Here is a 17,832-nt window from a genome sequence, read left to right on the forward strand (position 1 = left end):
TCAATACTTTCTATAAATCTTCAAGTACTCTGGCACCACATTTTCAATTGCTAATGGTCGAACCTTCATTGTTTCAAGGTCAACTGACTTTTCGATTGAACTATTCATCATAACTTTCACCTGATCTTGAGTAAGCATAGGGTTCGTATCTCCGGTTATTGGTTTTAGCAGCATAGAAATAATTTTATTTTCTAAAAAGAAAGCTATTAACTTTGCCATTGGAAAAGATACATTGATCAACAAACACTTTCTGTTAGTAACATTCAGAATAAACTTCAATAAGCTTTTGAAAGAGTAAACCTTTGGTCCACCCATGTTATAAATTTTCTTGTCTTGCTTATTAAAACTGATAATACGATATACCACTTCAGCTAAGTCTGTTACACATATTGGCTGAAATTTAGTTGTTCCATTGCCAATTAGTGGTAAGAAAGGAAGAATAGTTGCTAATCTTGCAAATTTATTAAAGAAGTTGTCTTCTTTACCAAATACAAGGCTTGGCCTAATTATTATTGCTTTTTGAAATGCTGAAGTTACAGCTTTTTCACCTTCCAATTTACTTTTGGCATATTTTGACAACTTGCTATTTTCTATTCCCATAGCAGAAAAATGTATCATCATAGGTACATTTTTCATTTTTGCAGCTTTTGCTATCCTTTCAGCTATTTTAACGTGAACAGCGTAAAAATCGTGCTTTTTTGCTTCATATAATATTCCCACTAAGTTTATAGCTACATCACATTCTTCCATACCATCCAGAACTGATTTTTCATCAAAAAAATCGCCTTTAAATATTGATATTTGTCCTAAATTGCCACACAATTTTAAACAAGCAGCTTTTTCCTGATTACGAGTGAATATCTTTATTAAATATCCTTCTGCTGCCAAGCGTCTTACGATGTGTTTCCCTATAAACCCCGTTCCACCAAAAATAATTACACGTTTTGTCACAATTAAAGTTCCTAATAATTTGTTACTGTAAATTAATACAATGATTTCGCTTAATATTTTATTACGAATTCCCGTACAATAAGATCCATTTTCATTCCTCGTGAGCCTTTAACTAGAATTGCGTCATTATTCTGAATAATGTTAGCTAAATCACTTTTCAATTGATTAGAATCATTAAAATGCGTGCCTCTTATATTATCTGGCAAAAGCTCATGCAATTCTAACATAAATTTACCAACTGTATAAACTTTATCTATATTATTTTCTGTGATAATCTTAACCAAATCTGTATGAAACTCTATGCTTTCATCACCAAGTTCCAACATATCACCAAGCAAAGCTACTTTTCTCTGATTAGAATATGTACTCAAAGTTTTTATTGCAGTTTTCATCGAAGCAGGGCTGGCGTTATAGGAGTCATCAATTAAATGTATATATTTTTTATTGCATTTGACCTTATGAATATTGCCTCTACCTTTCGCTACACTAAAATTCTTAAGTGCAAGTGGTAATTTTGATAAATCAAGTCCGAGGCTTTGCACAACTGCTGCAACAGCAAGTAGCGAATAAGCAAAATGCTCACCTTGTACACGTAAATTACAGTTTATAATTTGATTATCACTCAGCCTGATTTTTAAACTTAATCTATTAGCAACTCGGTTTGATGTCATTCCAGCGCGTGACGCTGGAATCCAGTCTTTATTATACAACCGTCTGATATGCTCATTTGCAATTGAACTTCCTGGATCCAAGTAGTCAAGCACTGGGATGACAGAAGATAGTGCTGAAATGACAGAAGATTCATCGTTTCTTATTAAGTTTAGTAAACAAACTTCAGCATTTTTATCTTTACCGAAGCTTATTACATTTCTATTGGCGTGTGATGAGAGATAATCATAATATTTATTATCTCTGCTTAAAACCAAAGTACCGTTATTTTTCATACCATACAGAATTTCTAACTTCGCTTGTGCAACGTCAAATAGTGATGAAAAATTTTCAGTATGTGCAGGTTCGATGTTGGTAATAACTGCAATATTCGGATTACTAATTTTTGATAATTCTTTTATTTCACCAGCTTTATTCATTCCCATTTCAAGAATTAAGTACTGGCAGTTTTTTGGAGCTTTCAGAATTGTCAAAGGCAATCCTATATTATTATTTAAGTTACCTTCGTTTGCATGGGACACTCCATATTGCGATAAAACAGTGTGTAGCATATCCTTTGTAGTGGTTTTTCCGACACTGCCTGTAACTGCAATAACTTTAGCATCAATAAGAACATTTCTAATGTAATATGATGCCATATCGTGCAAAGCTTTCAGGGTATCTTGTACAATAATGAGAGGGAAACTTTTATATTTACCCTCACTCACTATTGCAGCGATAGCCCCTTTTAAAAACGCTTCATGCAAAAAATTATGGCCATCAAAATTCTTTCCCTTGAGGGCAATAAATAAATCACCTTTTTTTATGCTTCTTGTGTCCGTTGAAATATTTGAGCTATGTATCCAATTACAACCATTTACGTCTCTTCCGCCAGTTGCATCAATGATATTATTTGTGTTCCATTTAAACATAATTTAGAGTATTCTTTATAATAAATTGAACAATAAAAGTAGCGAAAATACTATATGTTTTAGACAATGTGCAAATAATGGTTGCAATCCCTATAATTCTATCTTATAATGGATATAGAAGTTTAAATTTTTTCGTCTATAATTAAAATGTATTTAGTTATAGAAACTACCTTGGAGGTATGTATGGCAGAATCTATTTGGGCTAAGATAGGCGGAGCAGTTAAAACAGGTGTAGAAGCTACAGGTCGGGTGTTTGCTCTTGTGCCTAAAGCACTTATTTACCCTATAAAGAAGCCGTTTGCTTCAACGGGTGAAATGAAACATGATGCTACAGTTTCGTTAAAGAAAGCTGTTGGTATAGATGTACCTGAAGAAGAAAGGGAATATGATCCACCTATAGAAACCACACAGGCTAGTAAGGATCTTGGTGTACAAATAACAGAGCAAAAGAAAGGGATAGGAAAGGTAAGTTTTTTAGTGTCAAGAACTCTGACGGGAGATATACCTTATTTGAATGATGAACAAATAAAAGCACTAAAAAGTGAGTATTCAAACATCACTATACATAGAGAAGAAAATAAAATTGTAATTGAAGTTGATGTTAAAAAAATAATTGAAGACATTAAAACTGACTATAAAGGAAAGAGTCCAGAGGAGATAAAAAAGCTTGCTATTGAAGAAATTAAACAAAAAGTTGACGGTAACCTTAAAGATCTAGCAAAAATTACTGGTGGAGAATTTAAAGTTCACACAGACTTAAAATTGCTGTATGGTATTGCAGAAAAATTGTATAAGGAATATGATAATCAAAAGCAGTCATCAGACAAAGTTGTGAAGTCTGATGTTGGTCAGCCTTCAGAAACTATAGCTTCAGGTGAGAAAAAATGGGCGCAAGAAGCTATAAAAGCAGGTAAGTCGCAAAGTTGTGGAATGCAAAAATAAGTTATAGGGGAGTATTATGAGTGAAGCTAAAAAAATAGAGGAAAGACATCATAGTCTAACTGTTCCTGGGGATATGTATCACTTACAACCAGGAGTTATTACTGGAAAAAGGGTAAGTGGAATAGAACCCTTTTTGAAAGAACAGCAGGACATGGTAGAAGTAAGGGAACTTGTAAGCTCTTTAAATCTTGAAGATGCTTCTGGTGAAGCGATAAAACCACTATCTACACCTAATGTAGAGAAAAACGAAGAAAGAGGGGAAGGTCGCTCTTAAAATATGAGCAATGAAGTTTATGATAGCGATAACATCTTTGCTCAAATATTAAGAGGTGAGTTACCTTGTGAGAAGGTACATGAAAATGAAAATGTACTAGCTTTTCATGATAAGTACCCTGACGCACCAGTTCATATTTTAGTTATATCAAAAAATCAATATATTTCATATGATGATTTCATTCTAAAAGCTCCTGAAGAGGAAATAGCGGATTTCTTCAAAACTGTAAGAGAGATAGCACACAAATATAATCTAGAAAAAACAGGATATAGATTAGTCACTAACTACGGTGAAAATGGAGAGCAGGTTGTACCACACTTTCACGTGCATATTTTAGGTGGTAAAAAGTTAGGAAAGCATGTAAACTCATAGTGTTATATGTTTTGTTAAATGAGCGAATATTTAACCATAGTAATCTTTATCTGCGTATCAATTGTAGTATCTTTTGCTTTAGGTATATTGCCTATGTTTCTTGCAGTGAGTAAGCCAGATGGTGAAAAGCTTTCCACATATGAGTGTGGCTTCAATCCACTATCCAGTGCAAGGAAAAATTTTGACATTAAATTTTACCTAGTTTCAATATTATTTATAATATTTGACTTAGAAATTGCTTTTCTTTTTCCTTGGGCTGTTTCTTTATCTAAGATAAGCTATGGTGGATTTTGGTCTATGATGGTATTTCTTGCAATACCCACTATAGGTTTTATCTATGAATGGTGTAAAGGTGCATTAGAGTGGGAGTAGTTTATGACAAATCAAATTCTATCTAATGATGACTGGGGTCGTTATAAAAAAGAAGGGTTTCTTGTCACTAAATTTGGTGATTTAACAGATTATGTAATGAATTGGGCAAGGTCTGGTTCATTGTGGCCAATGACATTTGGTCTTGCATGTTGCGCAGTTGAGATGATGCATACTGCATCCAGCCGTTATGATCTTGATAGATATGGTATAATGTTTCGTGCAAGCCCACGTCAATCAGATGTGATGATTGTTGCTGGCACACTAACTAATAAAATGGCAGCAGCATTGCGCAAGGTTTATGATCAAATGGCAGACCCGAAGTATGTTATTTCCATGGGAAGTTGTGCAAATGGTGGTGGTTATTACCATTACTCTTATTCAGTAGTCCGAGGCTGTGATAGAATTGTGCCAGTTGACGTGTATGTCCCTGGATGCCCACCAACCGCTGAGGCGTTGCTATATGGAATGCTATGCCTACAAAACAAAATAAAACGGACTCGGAATGGATAAAACTGCAAAGTATATACAAAAAAAGACCAAATGCGAGTGCATTCAAAAAGATGATGGCATTATTGTAATATATTCAACTTTAGATGAAATTGAAAAGTACCTATTCTTTCTACGTGATGATGAAAAGTGTAGGTTTGAACTATTAGTTGATATTTTTGGGGTTGACTATCCAAATAGAGAGAAGCGTTTCGAGCTAATATACAATCTGCTCAGCATTGTGCATAATATTAGAGTACACATAAAGCTTCAGTTATGTGAAAGCGACATGCCTCCAAGTGTAGCGAAGATATTTAGTACGGCTTTGTGGTTTGAGCGTGAAGTGTTTGATATGTATGGAATAGAGTTTTCTGATCACCCTGATTTGCGTAGGATTCTAACAGACTATGGATTCAAAGGTCATCCAATGTTAAAAGATTTCCCTCTCACTGGTTATGAGGAAGTAAGATATGATATAGAGACAAAAAAGGTTGTGTATAATCCTATAGATTTACCGCAAGATTTTCGTATGTTTGATAGCTTATCGCCTTGGGAAGGTAAAACCATAAAAGTAAATACAAAGGAGTAGAAAATGACAGTACAAAGAAAAAAAATATCTTTAATCGGTGCAGGAAATATCGGTGGAACTCTCACCCATATGATTGCACTAAGGGAACTCGGTGATGTTGTTTTACTTGATATTAGTGATGGAATACCACAAGGTAAAACACTCGACATAGCAGAATCATCCCCTATTGATGGATTTAATGTCAATATTACTGGCACAAATAGGTATGAAGATATAAAAAACTCCGATGCAATTATAATAACCGCTGGCATCGCTAGAAAACCTGGAATGAGCAGGGATGACCTCCTGCAAACCAATGCTAAAGTAATGAAGGAGGTTGGCGAAAATATTAAAAAATATTCTCCAAACGCGTTTGTAATAGTGGTTACCAACCCTTTGGATGCCATGGTTTCAGTGGTGCATAAATTTTCAAACCTTCCAACTAATATGATTGTTGGCATGGCAGGAGTGCTTGATTCTTCCCGTTTTCGTTACTTTCTTGCAAGTGAGTTAAATATCTCAGTTGAAGATATATCTGCTTTTGTGCTTGGAGGACATGGCGACACTATGGTACCACTAATCAATTGTGCTTCAGTTGCTGGAGTTCCACTTACTCAAATTATCGATATGGGTCTTATCACACAGAAAAAAGTCGATGAAATAGTTGAACGCACTCGCAATGGCGGTAAAGAAATAGTTGATCTGCTTAAGTCTGGATCTGCATACTACGCTCCTGCATCTTCAGCTATATGCATGTTAGAATCATATTTAAAAGATAAGAGGCGCATATTACCATGTGCTGCTTACCTTAATGGTGAATATGGTGTAGAAGAGTTGTTTATTGGTGTTCCTGTAATTATTGGAAAAAACGGAATTGAAAAGATCCTAGAAGTTAAAATGAATGATAGTGAACAAGAAATGTTTAATAAGTCTGTAAACTCGGTGAGAGAGCTGGTGAAATCTTTAGGTTCATAAGCAAATTAATGGTTTTATAGAGCTTCTTTATAGCTCAAACAGCCTAAAAAAGTTGCTTGTGGTTACCTTCGCTACTTGTTCTGGTGACTCATTCCACAACTCTGCCAAACAATCAACAACGTATTTCACCATTGCTGGTTCATTCTTTTTTCCCCTATAAGGCTCAGGTGATAGATATGGTGCATCAGTTTCGACTAAAACACGCTCGCGTGGTACATTTTGTGCAATTTCTCTGAGTAAGCTCGCATTTTTAAAAGTAATAATTCCAGAAAATGAAATATATAACCCCAAATCTATAGATTGATAAGCAAGTTCTTTAGAGGAAGCAAAGCAGTGCATTACTCCACTAAAAGCACCGGCTTTCATTTCTGACCTTAACATATCGATCATCTCATTATCAGCGCTTCTTGTGTGAATAACTAAAGGTAGTCCAGTTATTCTTGACGCTTCTATATGTAATGCAAAACTTTTTTTCTGATTGTCTTTGTTGTCAGATTTATAAAAATCTAACCCGGTTTCACCGATACTAATTACCTTTTGGTTCTTGGTAAATTCAACTAATTCATCAACATGTATACACTCACCGTTTTCTATAGCAGCATCAAGCGGATGTATACCAACAGAGGAGTAGACCTGATCATAGGATGAAGAAATTTTTAATAACTTAGGAACATCGTCAATGCTTACGCATATGTTATGCAAAACCTTTACACCATTTTGCTCTGCCCTTGAAATTACTTTTGGTATTTCATCGTCAGAAAAATAAATCAAGTGGCAATGAGAATCTACTATCATGAGCTTATTGTTGAGGCTTTTATTATAGAAGAAAACTCTTCTATCACTGTTTTATAAACTTCTTTTTTAAATGATATAGCACTGGCTACTAAACTATCTATACCTTGCCAACGCCACTCTTTGAACTCTGGATGACCAGTATAATTAATATCAATGTCCTCATCCTCTCCGCAAAACTTCATTAAGAACCACCTTTGCTTTTGACCAGAATATTTTCCATTCCAGCATATTGGTATAACTTCTTCAGGCAAGTTGTAGTATATCCAATCCTTGCTTTTAGTTATAACCTTTACTTTATTAGTACCAACCTCCTCTAGCAACTCACGTAACGCTGCTTGTTCCAGTTCCTCACCATCATCAACACCTCCTTGTGGCATCTGCCAGTAAGAATCGCTATCAAAGCGTTTTCCAATAAAGGCATGTCCTTGTCTGTTAAATAGCATTATGCCAACACAAGGACGGTACTTATCTTTCTGCTCAACCACGAGTACGCTCTGTTTTTAAATGATTTGTTACAGAAGTTTTAATTAATTTTCCATTTTTTTCTTTCTTCATCTCTTCAACAATTTTCTTTGCAACTTCCTTTGCACTCAAGTTCGAGTTATCAATTTCAAGCGAACCCTCAGGTATAAATAGCCTTTTCCCTTCAATTTTCTTTATAGCAAAATCCGGATCAGTAATTTTATTTTCCTGATATCTCTCTTCTGATTGGACACGTCTTACTAGTTTTTCATTATTACAATGTAATACTACAGAAAAAATTTCCATGTCCATTTTTTTACTTAAATTTACCACTGAGTTATATAATCTTTGGTCATAGGGATCACCCTCTATCAATTCATTTGTAAATATATAATGTTTTGATTTTACGTAGTGTTTTTCCAGTATTGCTAATACATTTTCCCTAACTGCAAAAATTTTTTCCCATAGGTCATCTGGAACTTCAGCGTTTTGTAATTTAACAATATCAAATATAATATTATTGAATAGATTATTGCTTACTATTACTGCACCAATGATTTTACACAGTTCCTTTGCAGTAGTAAACTTACCACTGCCTGGAAAGCCGATTAAGTAGATGAGAGTCTTGCCCATAATGAATACTAGTAAAAAGCTATTTTCAATTATATAAAAAGTATATACATTGTACATGCTAAAAACATGATGATAAAATAGATGCAGGTAATACCTTTAACAAGTAGTTGCGTTGAAAATAGTTCATATTTAGAAATTTTGAGTATATAATTATAAATGAATCATATAACCTGTAAACAATGCTTAGCGATATGGAATCGATAAGAAGTACAATTGAAGAGATAATAGATCAAAATAAAGGTCATGATATAGTAACTTTTGATGTGCAGAATAAAACCGTTATTGCAAAATATATGATTATTGCATCTGGTGATTCAAGCCGTCACGTTAAAGCTTTAGCTGAGCACGTAATAAAAAGCCTCAAGCCACATGATAAAATAGATGTAGAAGGTATGGATGAAGGCAATTGGGTAGTTTTGAATTTTCAAGGCATAATGGTTCACATATTCAGGCCGGAAGTAAGGGAGTATTATAAAATAGAAGAGTTATGGAACTGATTGCCTGGATAGCTGGTGCACAACTGCACAAACGTTGTAATTTTGAAGGCAACTCCTGCACAGGTAGTGGTGTCATGAAAGTAGCTGACACTGGAATCCAGTTTTTCATGCAATTTCATCGAAAACGTTGTATAGTGTGCTTGTTTATAATTAAGTTCCAGTGTCTGGGCACTGGCTTCTCTATTAGGGTTACCTTCGGCATTAATGACAGGATAGACTGGGGTTTATAAAATGAAACACGCATCTGAATTTTTAAATTTCATCCAAGAAAGAGGGTACCTATACCAATGCACAAACATTGAAGGACTAGATCAATTATTATTGCAGAGCAATTATATAGTTGCATACATTGGGTTTGATTGCACAGCACCAAGTCTTCATGCTGGTCACCTAATTCAGATTATGATGCTCTGTCACCTACAAAAATTTGGTTATAAGCCGATAGTCTTACTTGGAGGTGGCACAACAAAAATTGGTGACCCATCCTTCAAAGATAAAGCAAGAAGCATCTTGCCTGTAGAGAACATCAATCAAAATACATCCAGTATAAGGAGAATATTAGAGAAAATGGTGTCTTTTAATGACAGCAAGACTGGTGCAATGATAGTAAATAACGCAGATTGGTTGGATAACATAAAATACATAGATTTTTTGCGTGATATAGGAGCTTATTTTTCTGTAAATCGTATGCTAAGTTTTGATAGTGTGAAAACCAGGCTGGATAGAGAGCAAACCTTAAGCTTTCTAGAATTTAATTACATGCTATTGCAAGCTTACGACTTTATTGAATTAAACAAAAAATATGATTGTCGTCTGCAGATTGGAGGGTCAGACCAGTGGGGAAATATAGTAAACGGAATTGAACTTGGAAAAAAGTTGAATTTACCTGAGCTATTTGGCCTTACCATGCCTCTTTTATTAAATGCACAAGGAAAAAAAATGGGCAAAACTGAAAGTGGAGCAGTGTGGCTTGATGATAATATGCTAAAGCCTTACGACTACTGGCAATATTTTCGCAACGTTGATGATCAAGATGTTGGACGTTTTTTAAGATTGCTCACTGATGTGCCAATTGATGAGATTAGAAAATTAGAGTCTTTAAAGGATCAAGAAATAAATGAAGCAAAAAAGGTCTTGGCAACAGAAGTGACAAAAATATGTCATGGTGACAAAGAAGCGGAACTTGCACAATTTGCTGCAATTTCTGCTTTTGAGAATGAAGATAGCTCACTACTTCCTGATTACATCATAAAAAAAGAACAAGTTGCAAGCGGCATATCCTTAGTAGACCTACTACATGACACCGGTTTTGAACCTTCAAAAGGCGCTGCAAAGCGTTTAATACAGGGCAACGGATGCAAGATTAATGATAATGTTGTAAACAATATTGATCATGTAATAAATTTCGAAAGCTTTAAAGATCAGCCATTTATAAAATTATCTGCAGGAAAGAAACGCCATATAAAAGTTGTGGTAGATTAGGTCTCGAAGTAAGAAAACAAATTTTATACAAGTGAGAAATTAGATATGGAGCAAATTTTCAAAATTCGAGAATTATGTATAAAACAACTGGAAAGATAGTAGAAAGCGAAATTCTATTATATATAGCTAAAGTGGCTTAGGTTTACCTACAATTTGAAAAACAACAAATTCGTCATTCCGCTACTCATTAGCGGAATCTATACCGCGAATGAATCCATAACTGTACGGACATTGCAATTTGGGCCTACCAGGAGGGCAATGCCTCTTATCCAAGTACCCTCTTCTTGTCATCCCAGTGCTTGACACTGGGATGGCTTTGTTGCATAGCAACTGAAAAAATCTGGTGGCTACTGACAAAATTCATTATAAAATAGCCATTTAACCTTGAAAGAAAAAATATGCCACAAAAAATGAGGGTCAGTAACCATAGCGAATATAACAAATTTCTAGAAAAAAGAGGAAATATTTTTCATTATATCAACGAAGCCATAGAAAAGTGGTACGAGAATGGTCCAAAAATACCAGGTGGCAACAATATTTATAGCGATAAAGTTGTAATTTTGGTGCACATAATAACTTGTTTATTTAGAATAGGCCTGAGGCAAACAGTTGGGTTTATAGCAGGATACCTTGAGCAAATTGGGAAAAATTTGCAAGTTATCAGCTATTCACAATCATCAAGAAGGTTTAAGAAACTCAATATTAAGATCAATGATTGCAGAAAATAATATGGAAGATATCGAAATTGCTATAGACAGTACAGGAATTAGTATATACAACAACACTCCTGGTCATAGCAAAGAAAATAGCGAAGATAGAAAGTATCGCAGCTATGAACAGACAAGAAAATTGCATGTAATGTTGAATACAAACAGCAAAAAAGCCATAGCTGTAAAATACAGTAACGGCTGATCACTATGGAGCTTGTGATTTGCTAAAAGAAGTCGATTTTCAGTATGTCATAAAAGTACTATATGCAGATAGGGCATATGACAGAGAAAAGCTCTATAAGCTGTGTAATCAATATGGTATAAAAACGAAAATTCCTCCGCAAAACAACGCAGCAGAGCATCCAAAGTTAGACTATATGGCTGAGAGAAATTCTGCAGTCAAGCTCATAAAGTCATATGATGAAGATGGTATAAAGAAGTGGAAAAAAGAGATGAGTTATGGAAAAAGATCTTATATAGAAAGTTTTTTCTCGCAACTGAAACAAACATTCGGGTTTAGTTTTAGGAATAAATCTGAGACAAATAGAGAGAAGGAACTACTTGTTAAATGCTATTTGCTCAATAAGTTCACTGATATTGGTATGGCTAAATTTGAGATAGCTTCATAAATTTATTGTGCGTTACCTACTATCCGAAGAGCGATGCAACAAAGCCCACTGGGATCCAGGAATTTTATTAAGTTGGTAAGTATAAAAGTAGCCGTTTTATGTTAAAACACAACGTTCTTGATGAGATTACGGCAAGGCTGGATTCCAGTGTCAGCTACTTTCATGACACCATTTGCTGTGCAATTTACCTTCAAAAATGAATGTTCATACAGTTATGGAATGAATCGCGGTATGACGTAGGGAAACCTTTCTTGAGTTAGCTATAGCACTATAAAATTGTCCGCAGGGCCATATAAAAGTCGTGGTGAGTTAATAAATTTTTATGGAAGAAAGGATATATTAGAAAATTGAGGGTTTTAAAGGAGGTAAAAATGAGACTGTATTATAAAGATATCACAGGTCTTATCAAAGAACCCTACCGCTCCAGAGGAAGGGATTATTTTGACAAAAGAAAGGTACAGATTATATCTGTTAATGAATCTCAAGCTAAATCAAAGGTAGTTGGATCAAATGTATATCGAGTAACACTAAAGCACGATGGTCCTCTTTTGAGTGGAACATGTTCCTGTCCTGCATTTGTGTATTATGGTCCATGTAAGCATATGGCTGCAACAGGTTTTGCTTTGGTTGCACTTGATAGAAAGGAGTATCGATCGTCTGCGCGCCCAGATGAACAGACTCTCTTTGAAAGGTTTTACTAAGAAAAACAAAGCAAGAGCTAATTTCAATAATTACTCGTTCCAGTAAACATTATCCTGAGATTTTTGAAGAACTAGAGGATAAAGAATATGAGCAATTTATTCAAAGTGAACTTTCAAAATCCGAGAATTATGTATAAAACAACCGGAAAGATGGTGAGATCAGGTAATCTATGGCTAAGACGTCATACCGCCGCGGTATCTCTTAGCCGCTAACACGTAGCGGGATGACGAGATGCCACCACGAACCGTCATACCGCGCGATTCATCCGCGGTATCTCTTAGCATAGATCCCGCTAACAAGCAGCGGGATGACGGTTGTCGTTTAGCTATAAACATTAAGAAATTTACCAAACGAAAAAAAAGGCAAAAAAAGCCCCATGATTGGCTAATTACTTACATTATACTTTCAAGTATGGCGTTTTTTTATTCTAAACACTTAATAACCGCGATTCAGCTACTTTTAAACCGCAACTAATCTAAATTATAAACGTTAAGAAATTTACTAAACAGAAAAAAAGGCAAAAGAAACCCTAGGGTAGCTAGTTATTCACTATCCATTTTTTAAGTTGGCGTTTTTTGATGTTTTAAATGCTTTATAAGCGCATTTCAGCTTATATTAGGTAAAAACCTAGAAATTTTATAAAGACATAAGGTGCACATAGTGCAAAAAATTAAACATGGGACGCCAGATACGTGAGTTTTTTGTCATTTAATCTGTACAGAGAAGATAAATAAATAGCTTCACTTCCATGATAAGGGGACTGGCGGAGTTTGTCAAGTGGTTTTTTAGCCACGTTTCCCTGTTATAATGTTCGTTTACTTGACCTAAGATCCAGGAGTATTTAAACTGAATCCTATATAGTACTAAAAATGATAGGAAATCTAAGCGGAATAGTTGATGAAGTGCGCAGTGATCAGATAATCCTGAATGTGAATGATGTTGGCTATATGGTGTATCTCTCAGCCAAAACTTTAAATGCATGTTCCATCGGAAGTAGAGTTAAATTACTTATCGAAACCTATGCAAATAACAGAGAAAACACTGCTCAGCTATATGGTTTCATAAGCAAAGAAGAACAGCAGTGCTTGAGATTGCTTGTTAAAGTAAGCGGTGTTAGCTACAAAACTGCAATGTCAATTTTGAGTAAATTAACTCCAGAACAGCTGTTTTTGGCAATTATGAATGAAGATAAAGTAGCACTCAAGATGAGCGGACTTGGCCTGAAACTCATAAATCGAATCATCACTGAATTAAGTGGCAAAGTGAGTAAATTAGAAATAAATAACAATAATTTTCATCCAATCAATGAAGATGCACTTTCAGCATTGATCAATCTTGGGTATGAAAAAATGAAAGCTTATGATACGATAAAAAAAATACAAGACGAATCGTCAAATCTGGGCACTAAGGATATTATTCGCATAGCGCTTAAGGAGCTCTCAACATTATGAAATCAATATCGTGCGGTAAAGAATATACTGAAGATGCGCGCAATATCAACATCAGGCCTGAGCAACTTGACGATTTTGTCGGGCAAAAAGACTTAATACAAAATTTAAAAGTGTTTATAAACGCTGCACAGACGAGAACTGAAGCTTTAGATCACGTCTTATTGTACGGTCCTCCAGGGCTTGGCAAAACAACTTTAGCACAAATTGTTTCTAAAGAATTAAGAGTTAGCTTTCGCGCAACTTCTGGTCCTTTACTTAGTAAAGCTGGGGACTTGGCTGCAGTGCTTACCACTTTAAATGCAAAAGATGTTCTATTTATCGACGAAATCCATAGATTAAATCGCAGCATCGAAGAAGTTTTATATACTGCTATGGAAGATTTTTGCTTGGACATATTAGTAGGTGAAGGTCCATCTACTCGCACTTTAAGGATAGATCTACCACCATTTACGCTAATTGGAGCAACCACACGGCTTGGATTACTTTCTGCACCACTCAGAGATCGCTTTGGCATTCCTTTGCATCTTGAGTTTTATTCTTTTGAGGAGCTAGTCGATATTATAAAAAGAGGCGCAAGAGTTCTTTCTGCTGAAATTGAAGAGGATGCAGCACGGGAAATTGCCTGCCGTGCGCGCGGCACTCCAAGAATTGCTTTGAGGTTACTCAGAAGAATAAGGGATTTTGTTGAAGTGAAAGATGATAAAAAAATCACTTATGAAGTCGCTGATTCTGTATTACTAAAATTGGGTGTAGATAAAATGGGACTCAATAAACTTGATGTGCATTATCTAAGATTTTTATTCAACACCTCAGGACCTGTTGGAATTGACACTATATCTATTGCGCTATCTGAGGATGTTGGCAATATTGAAGAAACAGTAGAACCTTACTTAATCAAAATTAGTTTTGTAAAGCGCACACCAAGAGGACGCGTTCTAACCGACCAAGCAAAGGAGTATTTGAGCTTTCAACATTAAACATCATAATTTATATTGACTAATTGGCACGACATCTATATGTTAACATTTATATATTAAGAATAATGGAGGCATATATGTTAACTAATAGCACTGAAACTGTATCTTTGATTGGAACTTCTTCTAATCTAAATATCAGTCCTTCTGATAATAATCCAATTTCGGATACTAAAAATGTACCTAAATCAACACTGGATGAGAATGTACCTAAATGCGTCACTCTTAATAATGAAGAAAAATGGAATGAGTTCTTTGTAATGCAGAACAACACTTCTACTAATACCACTAATAAAAAGAAACCAACACCTTATATTCATAAGGATAGTAATGGTATATATACATATACTGCTCGGGATGAGAATAAATATGGTGGTAAGAACATTATAGGCAAAGTTGCTGAACAAATTAAAGAAGCGATATCTAAAAATATAGAAAATAATGATATAGAATTTATAAAACTTAAAGAAAGCAAAAATGAAGATAATATTATTGAGCCTGCCGTAAGAATTGCGATGGGTAGTAATACAAAAGAAACAAGCATGAGTGACATTCTAAATAACGATTTGTGCAAACAATATGGCGTGAAAGCAATTACATTATTGCTACCTCAAAGTAAAGCAAGGGGGCTACGTTGCCGGGTTGATAAACATGGAACAAGAATTTATGAAGTGGCAAATGGGTCATATGAGATGACTCTGAAGTGGAATGCTCAAGGAAAAGAGTGTAACATAAAAATTAGCATTCACGATGATGGTTCTATAAAACTTATTGAGGGTAATGGTGTTACTATGGAGCAATTAGCTGCACATAAAGAAGTAAAAGTAGGAAGGCAATATGAAGCAAAGCCTTTACATGAAGCATTAGCATCACAATTGCCACAAACACAATTACAAAAAAGCTCTGAAGAAGTAAAATTTTTGGAGCAACCTTCAACAGATGTAACAGAGAGCACAACACAAAAACATCAAGCTCCTGCTGCTCAAATGAGTAAGTAAGAAAAAACAAAAGTAGTAATTAGTATAAGTTGCTTGCACCTGCAAGTAACTTATACTCTTATAATGAGCAACATAATACTACCAAGAAATTTCTACGAGCGGCCAACTTTGGTTGTAGCCGGGGAGTTACTAGGAAAGATGCTGAAATTTTCTAACTTTAGTGGAACGATAACTGAAGTTGAAGCCTATATAGGAATGAGTGACCCAGCTTGTCATGCAGCAAGAGGCTATACTAATCGAACCTCAGTAATGTTTGGTATGCCGGGGTTTTCATACGTGTACTTTATATATGGAATGTATTACTGTTTAAATATTGTAACAGAAGCAGAAGGGTTCCCAGCAGCAGTGTTAATACGGGGATTAAAGCTCATTGAACCGCTTGAAGCAAATTTAGGTGGGCCAGGAATATTGTGTAAAAGATTAAATATTACAAAAGAACATAACAAACAGGACCTTACTATAAGCCACAAATTTTGTGTCTATGAATCTCACCTCAAACCAGATTATGTTTGCACTCCAAGAATCGGAATTAGTAAAGGCCAAGAGAAATTTTGGCGGTTTAAAATTTTCTAAACTTAAGATCTTGCGTAGACTATTTGCCAATCGGATAATCACCAGTGAAACAAGCATCACAATATTGTGGTGTAGCATTGTTACGCACCTCTCCTTTAACAGCCTGATATAGTCCATCAATACTCAAGAAGGCTAGGCTATCTACTCCTATAACTTCCTTAATTTCCTCTACAGATTTATTTGCAGCAATTAAATCTTTGCACTCTGGCGTATCTATTCCATAAAAACAAGAATGCTTAATTGGTGGGCTTGAAATTTTGAGGTGAATCTCTTTTACTCCTGCATCCTTTAGCATAACTATTATATTTGTTAACGTACTACCACGCACTATACTATCATCTATTAAAATTATGTTTTTACCTTTCAAAGTGTGCTTATTAGCATTGAATTTTAATTTTATTCTAACTTTACGTACTTCAGCGGTTGGTTGTATAAAAGTTCTTCCTATGTAATGATTACGAATTATTCCCAGTTCCATAGGTAACCCTGAATGCTTTGCATATCCAATAGCTGCAGGTATTCCAGAATCAGGTATTGGTACAACCATATCCATATTGTTTTTTGGTGGGCTCTCTTCTGCAAGTATTCTTCCTATTTCTTTTCTTATATCATATATGGACCTATTCTCCATTATGCTGTCTGGTCTCGAAAAGTAAACGTATTCAAAAATACAAAAACTTGATTTTTGCTGTGGGAAAGGAAACATTGAGGCTAGCTTACTACCCGAACTGATGGTAACTAATTCGCCTGGTTCTATTTCTCTAACAAACTCTGCATTTATTATATCAAGAGCACAAGTTTCAGATGCAAGAACGTAAGAACCGTTTAACTTTCCTAAAACAAGAGGCCTGATTCCAGATGAATCACGTACTCCAATAACTACTTCTTGATTGATTGCCACAAAAGAATAAGCACCTTGTATTTGCTTTAATGCATATATAAAACTCTCTAAAAAGCTATCTTTTTCACCGCTTGCTGTCAGATGCACTACTACTTCTGTATCAATATCTGAATGAAAAACGCACTCTTGTTTAATTAATTGTTCGCGTATTGGAGAAATATTAATTAAATTACCATTATGTGCTATGGCGAAATCCCCAAATTTGCCACTTTTGCCAAGCATGGGCTGCACTCCAAACTTATTACCACTTGTTGAGTATCGAACGTGACCTATTGCACAATCTCCAGGTAAGGATTTCTTTATTTCATCTATATCATCAAATACGCTGCTCACTTGACCTTGAAAGTGATAAGAGTGCAGCTTATCATTGTTACTGGTTACTACGCCAAAAGACTCTTGACCTCTATGCTGCAAAGCGTGGAGAGCAAGTATAGAGTTAAAAGCAGCACTTTGGTTGCAGCTTATGCCAAATACTCCACACTCCTCACGCATTTCATCTAGCATA

The 17,832-nt window shown here is 35.2% G+C and carries 24 protein-coding genes; 18 read left to right on the plus strand and 6 right to left on the minus strand.

Translation table 11 applies throughout. The features are described 5' to 3' along the window. Together ABWU55_RS00280 and ABWU55_RS00285 are read right to left on the minus strand one after the other, a co-directional pair. The gene (locus tag ABWU55_RS00280) at positions 1–951 is read right to left on the minus strand and encodes a complex I NDUFA9 subunit family protein (protein ID WP_010082395.1); all 951 of its coding nucleotides are present in this window, start codon (positions 949–951) and stop codon (positions 1–3) included. A 50-nt stretch (positions 952–1,001) separates the two neighbouring features. Continuing rightward, the gene (locus tag ABWU55_RS00285) at positions 1,002–2,531 is read right to left on the minus strand and encodes a UDP-N-acetylmuramoyl-tripeptide--D-alanyl-D-alanine ligase (RefSeq protein ID WP_022626416.1); all 1,530 of its coding nucleotides are present in this window, start codon (positions 2,529–2,531) and stop codon (positions 1,002–1,004) included. Positions 2,532–2,714: 183 nt separating this feature from the next. On the opposite strand from ABWU55_RS00285, the gene ABWU55_RS00290 reads away from it, so the two are divergent. The 7 genes from ABWU55_RS00290 to mdh are packed head-to-tail and all read left to right on the plus strand — an operon-like array spanning position 2,715 to position 6,520. Beyond that, positions 2,715–3,473 carry a hypothetical protein gene (locus ABWU55_RS00290; RefSeq protein ID WP_264329491.1) on the plus strand — a complete coding sequence of 253 codons (759 nt, stop codon included), beginning with the start codon at positions 2,715–2,717 and terminating at the stop codon, positions 3,471–3,473. 16 nt (positions 3,474–3,489) lie between these two features. Beyond that, a complete protein-coding gene (locus ABWU55_RS00295; RefSeq protein WP_353286336.1) occupies positions 3,490–3,747 on the plus strand; it encodes a hypothetical protein in 258 nt (85 codons plus the stop codon). Between the two features lie 3 nt (positions 3,748–3,750). Continuing rightward, complete coding sequence (locus ABWU55_RS00300; protein WP_010082356.1) at positions 3,751–4,119, plus strand: HIT domain-containing protein; 369 nt, start codon at positions 3,751–3,753, stop codon at positions 4,117–4,119. Positions 4,120–4,137: 18 nt separating this feature from the next. Continuing rightward, positions 4,138–4,491, plus strand: a complete 354-nt coding sequence (gene ndhC / locus ABWU55_RS00305; RefSeq protein ID WP_353286337.1) for an NADH-quinone oxidoreductase subunit A — start codon at positions 4,138–4,140, stop codon at positions 4,489–4,491. 3 nt (positions 4,492–4,494) lie between these two features. Next, positions 4,495–5,001 (plus strand): NuoB/complex I 20 kDa subunit family protein, encoded by a 507-nt coding sequence (locus ABWU55_RS00310; RefSeq protein WP_006279574.1) that lies wholly within the window; start codon positions 4,495–4,497, stop codon positions 4,999–5,001. Then, positions 4,994–5,566 carry an NADH-quinone oxidoreductase subunit C gene (locus ABWU55_RS00315; RefSeq protein ID WP_006279573.1) on the plus strand — a complete coding sequence of 191 codons (573 nt, stop codon included), beginning with the start codon at positions 4,994–4,996 and terminating at the stop codon, positions 5,564–5,566. Before ABWU55_RS00310 ends, ABWU55_RS00315 begins: the two co-directional genes overlap by 8 nt. Positions 5,567–5,569: 3 nt before the next feature. Continuing rightward, positions 5,570–6,520: a malate dehydrogenase gene (mdh, locus tag ABWU55_RS00320; protein ID WP_209472522.1), complete on the plus strand. Its 951-nt coding sequence runs from the start codon at positions 5,570–5,572 to the stop codon at positions 6,518–6,520. Between the two features lie 27 nt (positions 6,521–6,547). Here the strand turns inward: mdh and ABWU55_RS00325 are convergent, their stop codons facing one another. From ABWU55_RS00325 to ABWU55_RS00335, 3 genes are read right to left on the minus strand one after another with little or no spacing between them, the layout of a single operon-like run. Further along, positions 6,548–7,315: a TatD family hydrolase gene (locus ABWU55_RS00325; RefSeq protein ID WP_010082353.1), complete on the minus strand. Its 768-nt coding sequence runs from the start codon at positions 7,313–7,315 to the stop codon at positions 6,548–6,550. Further along, on the minus strand, positions 7,312–7,758 hold the full coding sequence (locus ABWU55_RS00330; protein WP_007548581.1) for an RNA pyrophosphohydrolase: 447 nt from the start codon (positions 7,756–7,758) through the stop codon (positions 7,312–7,314). The genes ABWU55_RS00325 and ABWU55_RS00330 overlap by 4 nt, the downstream gene beginning before the upstream one ends. A gap of 34 nt (positions 7,759–7,792) precedes the next feature. Further along, entirely contained in the window at positions 7,793–8,410 is a 618-nt protein-coding gene (locus ABWU55_RS00335; protein ID WP_022626414.1) for an AAA family ATPase, read from the minus strand. Positions 8,411–8,589: 179 nt separating this feature from the next. Here ABWU55_RS00335 and rsfS point away from each other — a divergent pair, with 179 nt between their 5' ends. The 11 genes from rsfS (at position 8,590) to ABWU55_RS00390 (ending at position 16,426) form a co-directional block, all read left to right on the plus strand. Further along, positions 8,590–8,907 carry a ribosome silencing factor gene (rsfS, locus tag ABWU55_RS00340; protein WP_006279567.1) on the plus strand — a complete coding sequence of 106 codons (318 nt, stop codon included), beginning with the start codon at positions 8,590–8,592 and terminating at the stop codon, positions 8,905–8,907. Beyond that, on the plus strand, positions 8,898–9,137 hold the full coding sequence (locus ABWU55_RS00345; RefSeq protein WP_010963049.1) for a hypothetical protein: 240 nt from the start codon (positions 8,898–8,900) through the stop codon (positions 9,135–9,137). The genes rsfS and ABWU55_RS00345 overlap by 10 nt, the downstream gene beginning before the upstream one ends. A gap of 1 nt (position 9,138) precedes the next feature. After that, entirely contained in the window at positions 9,139–10,389 is a 1,251-nt protein-coding gene (tyrS, locus tag ABWU55_RS00350) for a tyrosine--tRNA ligase (RefSeq protein WP_007548582.1), read from the plus strand. Positions 10,390–10,787: 398 nt separating this feature from the next. Further along, complete coding sequence (locus tag ABWU55_RS00355) at positions 10,788–11,117, plus strand: transposase (RefSeq protein WP_007548762.1); 330 nt, start codon at positions 10,788–10,790, stop codon at positions 11,115–11,117. Beyond that, positions 11,101–11,301 (plus strand): hypothetical protein, encoded by a 201-nt coding sequence (locus ABWU55_RS00360; protein ID WP_010082383.1) that lies wholly within the window; start codon positions 11,101–11,103, stop codon positions 11,299–11,301. Before ABWU55_RS00355 ends, ABWU55_RS00360 begins: the two co-directional genes overlap by 17 nt. A gap of 19 nt (positions 11,302–11,320) precedes the next feature. After that, the gene (locus tag ABWU55_RS00365) at positions 11,321–11,728 is read left to right on the plus strand and encodes a transposase (RefSeq protein ID WP_353286299.1); all 408 of its coding nucleotides are present in this window, start codon (positions 11,321–11,323) and stop codon (positions 11,726–11,728) included. A gap of 371 nt (positions 11,729–12,099) precedes the next feature. Continuing rightward, the gene (locus tag ABWU55_RS00370) at positions 12,100–12,429 is read left to right on the plus strand and encodes an SWIM zinc finger domain-containing protein (RefSeq protein ID WP_007548583.1); all 330 of its coding nucleotides are present in this window, start codon (positions 12,100–12,102) and stop codon (positions 12,427–12,429) included. An 870-nt stretch (positions 12,430–13,299) separates the two neighbouring features. Further along, positions 13,300–13,881: a Holliday junction branch migration protein RuvA gene (gene ruvA, locus ABWU55_RS00375; protein ID WP_353286338.1), complete on the plus strand. Its 582-nt coding sequence runs from the start codon at positions 13,300–13,302 to the stop codon at positions 13,879–13,881. Beyond that, positions 13,878–14,858 (plus strand): Holliday junction branch migration DNA helicase RuvB, encoded by a 981-nt coding sequence (ruvB, locus tag ABWU55_RS00380; protein WP_353286339.1) that lies wholly within the window; start codon positions 13,878–13,880, stop codon positions 14,856–14,858. Before ruvA ends, ruvB begins: the two co-directional genes overlap by 4 nt. Before the next feature lie 77 nt (positions 14,859–14,935). Next, positions 14,936–15,853: a hypothetical protein gene (locus tag ABWU55_RS00385; RefSeq protein WP_353286340.1), complete on the plus strand. Its 918-nt coding sequence runs from the start codon at positions 14,936–14,938 to the stop codon at positions 15,851–15,853. 63 nt (positions 15,854–15,916) lie between these two features. Beyond that, a complete protein-coding gene (locus tag ABWU55_RS00390) occupies positions 15,917–16,426 on the plus strand; it encodes a DNA-3-methyladenine glycosylase (protein ID WP_353286341.1) in 510 nt (169 codons plus the stop codon). 19 nt (positions 16,427–16,445) lie between these two features. Here the strand turns inward: ABWU55_RS00390 and purF are convergent, their stop codons facing one another. Beyond that, entirely contained in the window at positions 16,446–17,831 is a 1,386-nt protein-coding gene (purF, locus tag ABWU55_RS00395) for an amidophosphoribosyltransferase (protein ID WP_353286342.1), read from the minus strand. Position 17,832 lies beyond the last annotated feature (1 nt).

This window comes from Wolbachia endosymbiont (group A) of Crataerina pallida, assembly GCF_964028475.1.
Taxonomy (GTDB): Bacteria; Pseudomonadota; Alphaproteobacteria; order Rickettsiales; family Anaplasmataceae; genus Wolbachia; species Wolbachia pipientis.

Excerpts from the sequence above, each read along its gene's own strand:
- ABWU55_RS00285 (WP_022626416.1), bottom strand. The coding sequence starts at position 2,531 with ATGTTTAAATGGAACACAAATAATATCATTGATGCAACTGGCGGAAGA.
- ABWU55_RS00290 (WP_264329491.1), top strand. The coding sequence starts at position 2,715 with ATGGCAGAATCTATTTGGGCTAAGATAGGCGGAGCAGTTAAAACAGGT.
- ABWU55_RS00295 (WP_353286336.1), top strand. The coding sequence starts at position 3,490 with ATGAGTGAAGCTAAAAAAATAGAGGAAAGACATCATAGTCTAACTGTT.
- ABWU55_RS00300 (WP_010082356.1), top strand. The coding sequence starts at position 3,751 with ATGAGCAATGAAGTTTATGATAGCGATAACATCTTTGCTCAAATATTA.
- ndhC (WP_353286337.1), top strand. The coding sequence starts at position 4,138 with ATGAGCGAATATTTAACCATAGTAATCTTTATCTGCGTATCAATTGTA.
- ABWU55_RS00310 (WP_006279574.1), top strand. The coding sequence starts at position 4,495 with ATGACAAATCAAATTCTATCTAATGATGACTGGGGTCGTTATAAAAAA.
- ABWU55_RS00315 (WP_006279573.1), top strand. The coding sequence starts at position 4,994 with ATGGATAAAACTGCAAAGTATATACAAAAAAAGACCAAATGCGAGTGC.
- mdh (WP_209472522.1), top strand. The coding sequence starts at position 5,570 with ATGACAGTACAAAGAAAAAAAATATCTTTAATCGGTGCAGGAAATATC.
- ABWU55_RS00325 (WP_010082353.1), bottom strand. The coding sequence starts at position 7,315 with ATGATAGTAGATTCTCATTGCCACTTGATTTATTTTTCTGACGATGAA.
- ABWU55_RS00330 (WP_007548581.1), bottom strand. The coding sequence starts at position 7,758 with ATGCTATTTAACAGACAAGGACATGCCTTTATTGGAAAACGCTTTGAT.
- ABWU55_RS00335 (WP_022626414.1), bottom strand. The coding sequence starts at position 8,410 with ATGGGCAAGACTCTCATCTACTTAATCGGCTTTCCAGGCAGTGGTAAG.
- rsfS (WP_006279567.1), top strand. The coding sequence starts at position 8,590 with ATGCTTAGCGATATGGAATCGATAAGAAGTACAATTGAAGAGATAATA.
- ABWU55_RS00345 (WP_010963049.1), top strand. The coding sequence starts at position 8,898 with ATGGAACTGATTGCCTGGATAGCTGGTGCACAACTGCACAAACGTTGT.
- tyrS (WP_007548582.1), top strand. The coding sequence starts at position 9,139 with ATGAAACACGCATCTGAATTTTTAAATTTCATCCAAGAAAGAGGGTAC.
- ABWU55_RS00355 (WP_007548762.1), top strand. The coding sequence starts at position 10,788 with ATGCCACAAAAAATGAGGGTCAGTAACCATAGCGAATATAACAAATTT.
- ABWU55_RS00360 (WP_010082383.1), top strand. The coding sequence starts at position 11,101 with ATGATTGCAGAAAATAATATGGAAGATATCGAAATTGCTATAGACAGT.
- ABWU55_RS00370 (WP_007548583.1), top strand. The coding sequence starts at position 12,100 with ATGAGACTGTATTATAAAGATATCACAGGTCTTATCAAAGAACCCTAC.
- ruvA (WP_353286338.1), top strand. The coding sequence starts at position 13,300 with ATGATAGGAAATCTAAGCGGAATAGTTGATGAAGTGCGCAGTGATCAG.
- ruvB (WP_353286339.1), top strand. The coding sequence starts at position 13,878 with ATGAAATCAATATCGTGCGGTAAAGAATATACTGAAGATGCGCGCAAT.
- ABWU55_RS00385 (WP_353286340.1), top strand. The coding sequence starts at position 14,936 with ATGTTAACTAATAGCACTGAAACTGTATCTTTGATTGGAACTTCTTCT.
- ABWU55_RS00390 (WP_353286341.1), top strand. The coding sequence starts at position 15,917 with ATGAGCAACATAATACTACCAAGAAATTTCTACGAGCGGCCAACTTTG.
- purF (WP_353286342.1), bottom strand. The coding sequence starts at position 17,831 with ATGCTAGATGAAATGCGTGAGGAGTGTGGAGTATTTGGCATAAGCTGC.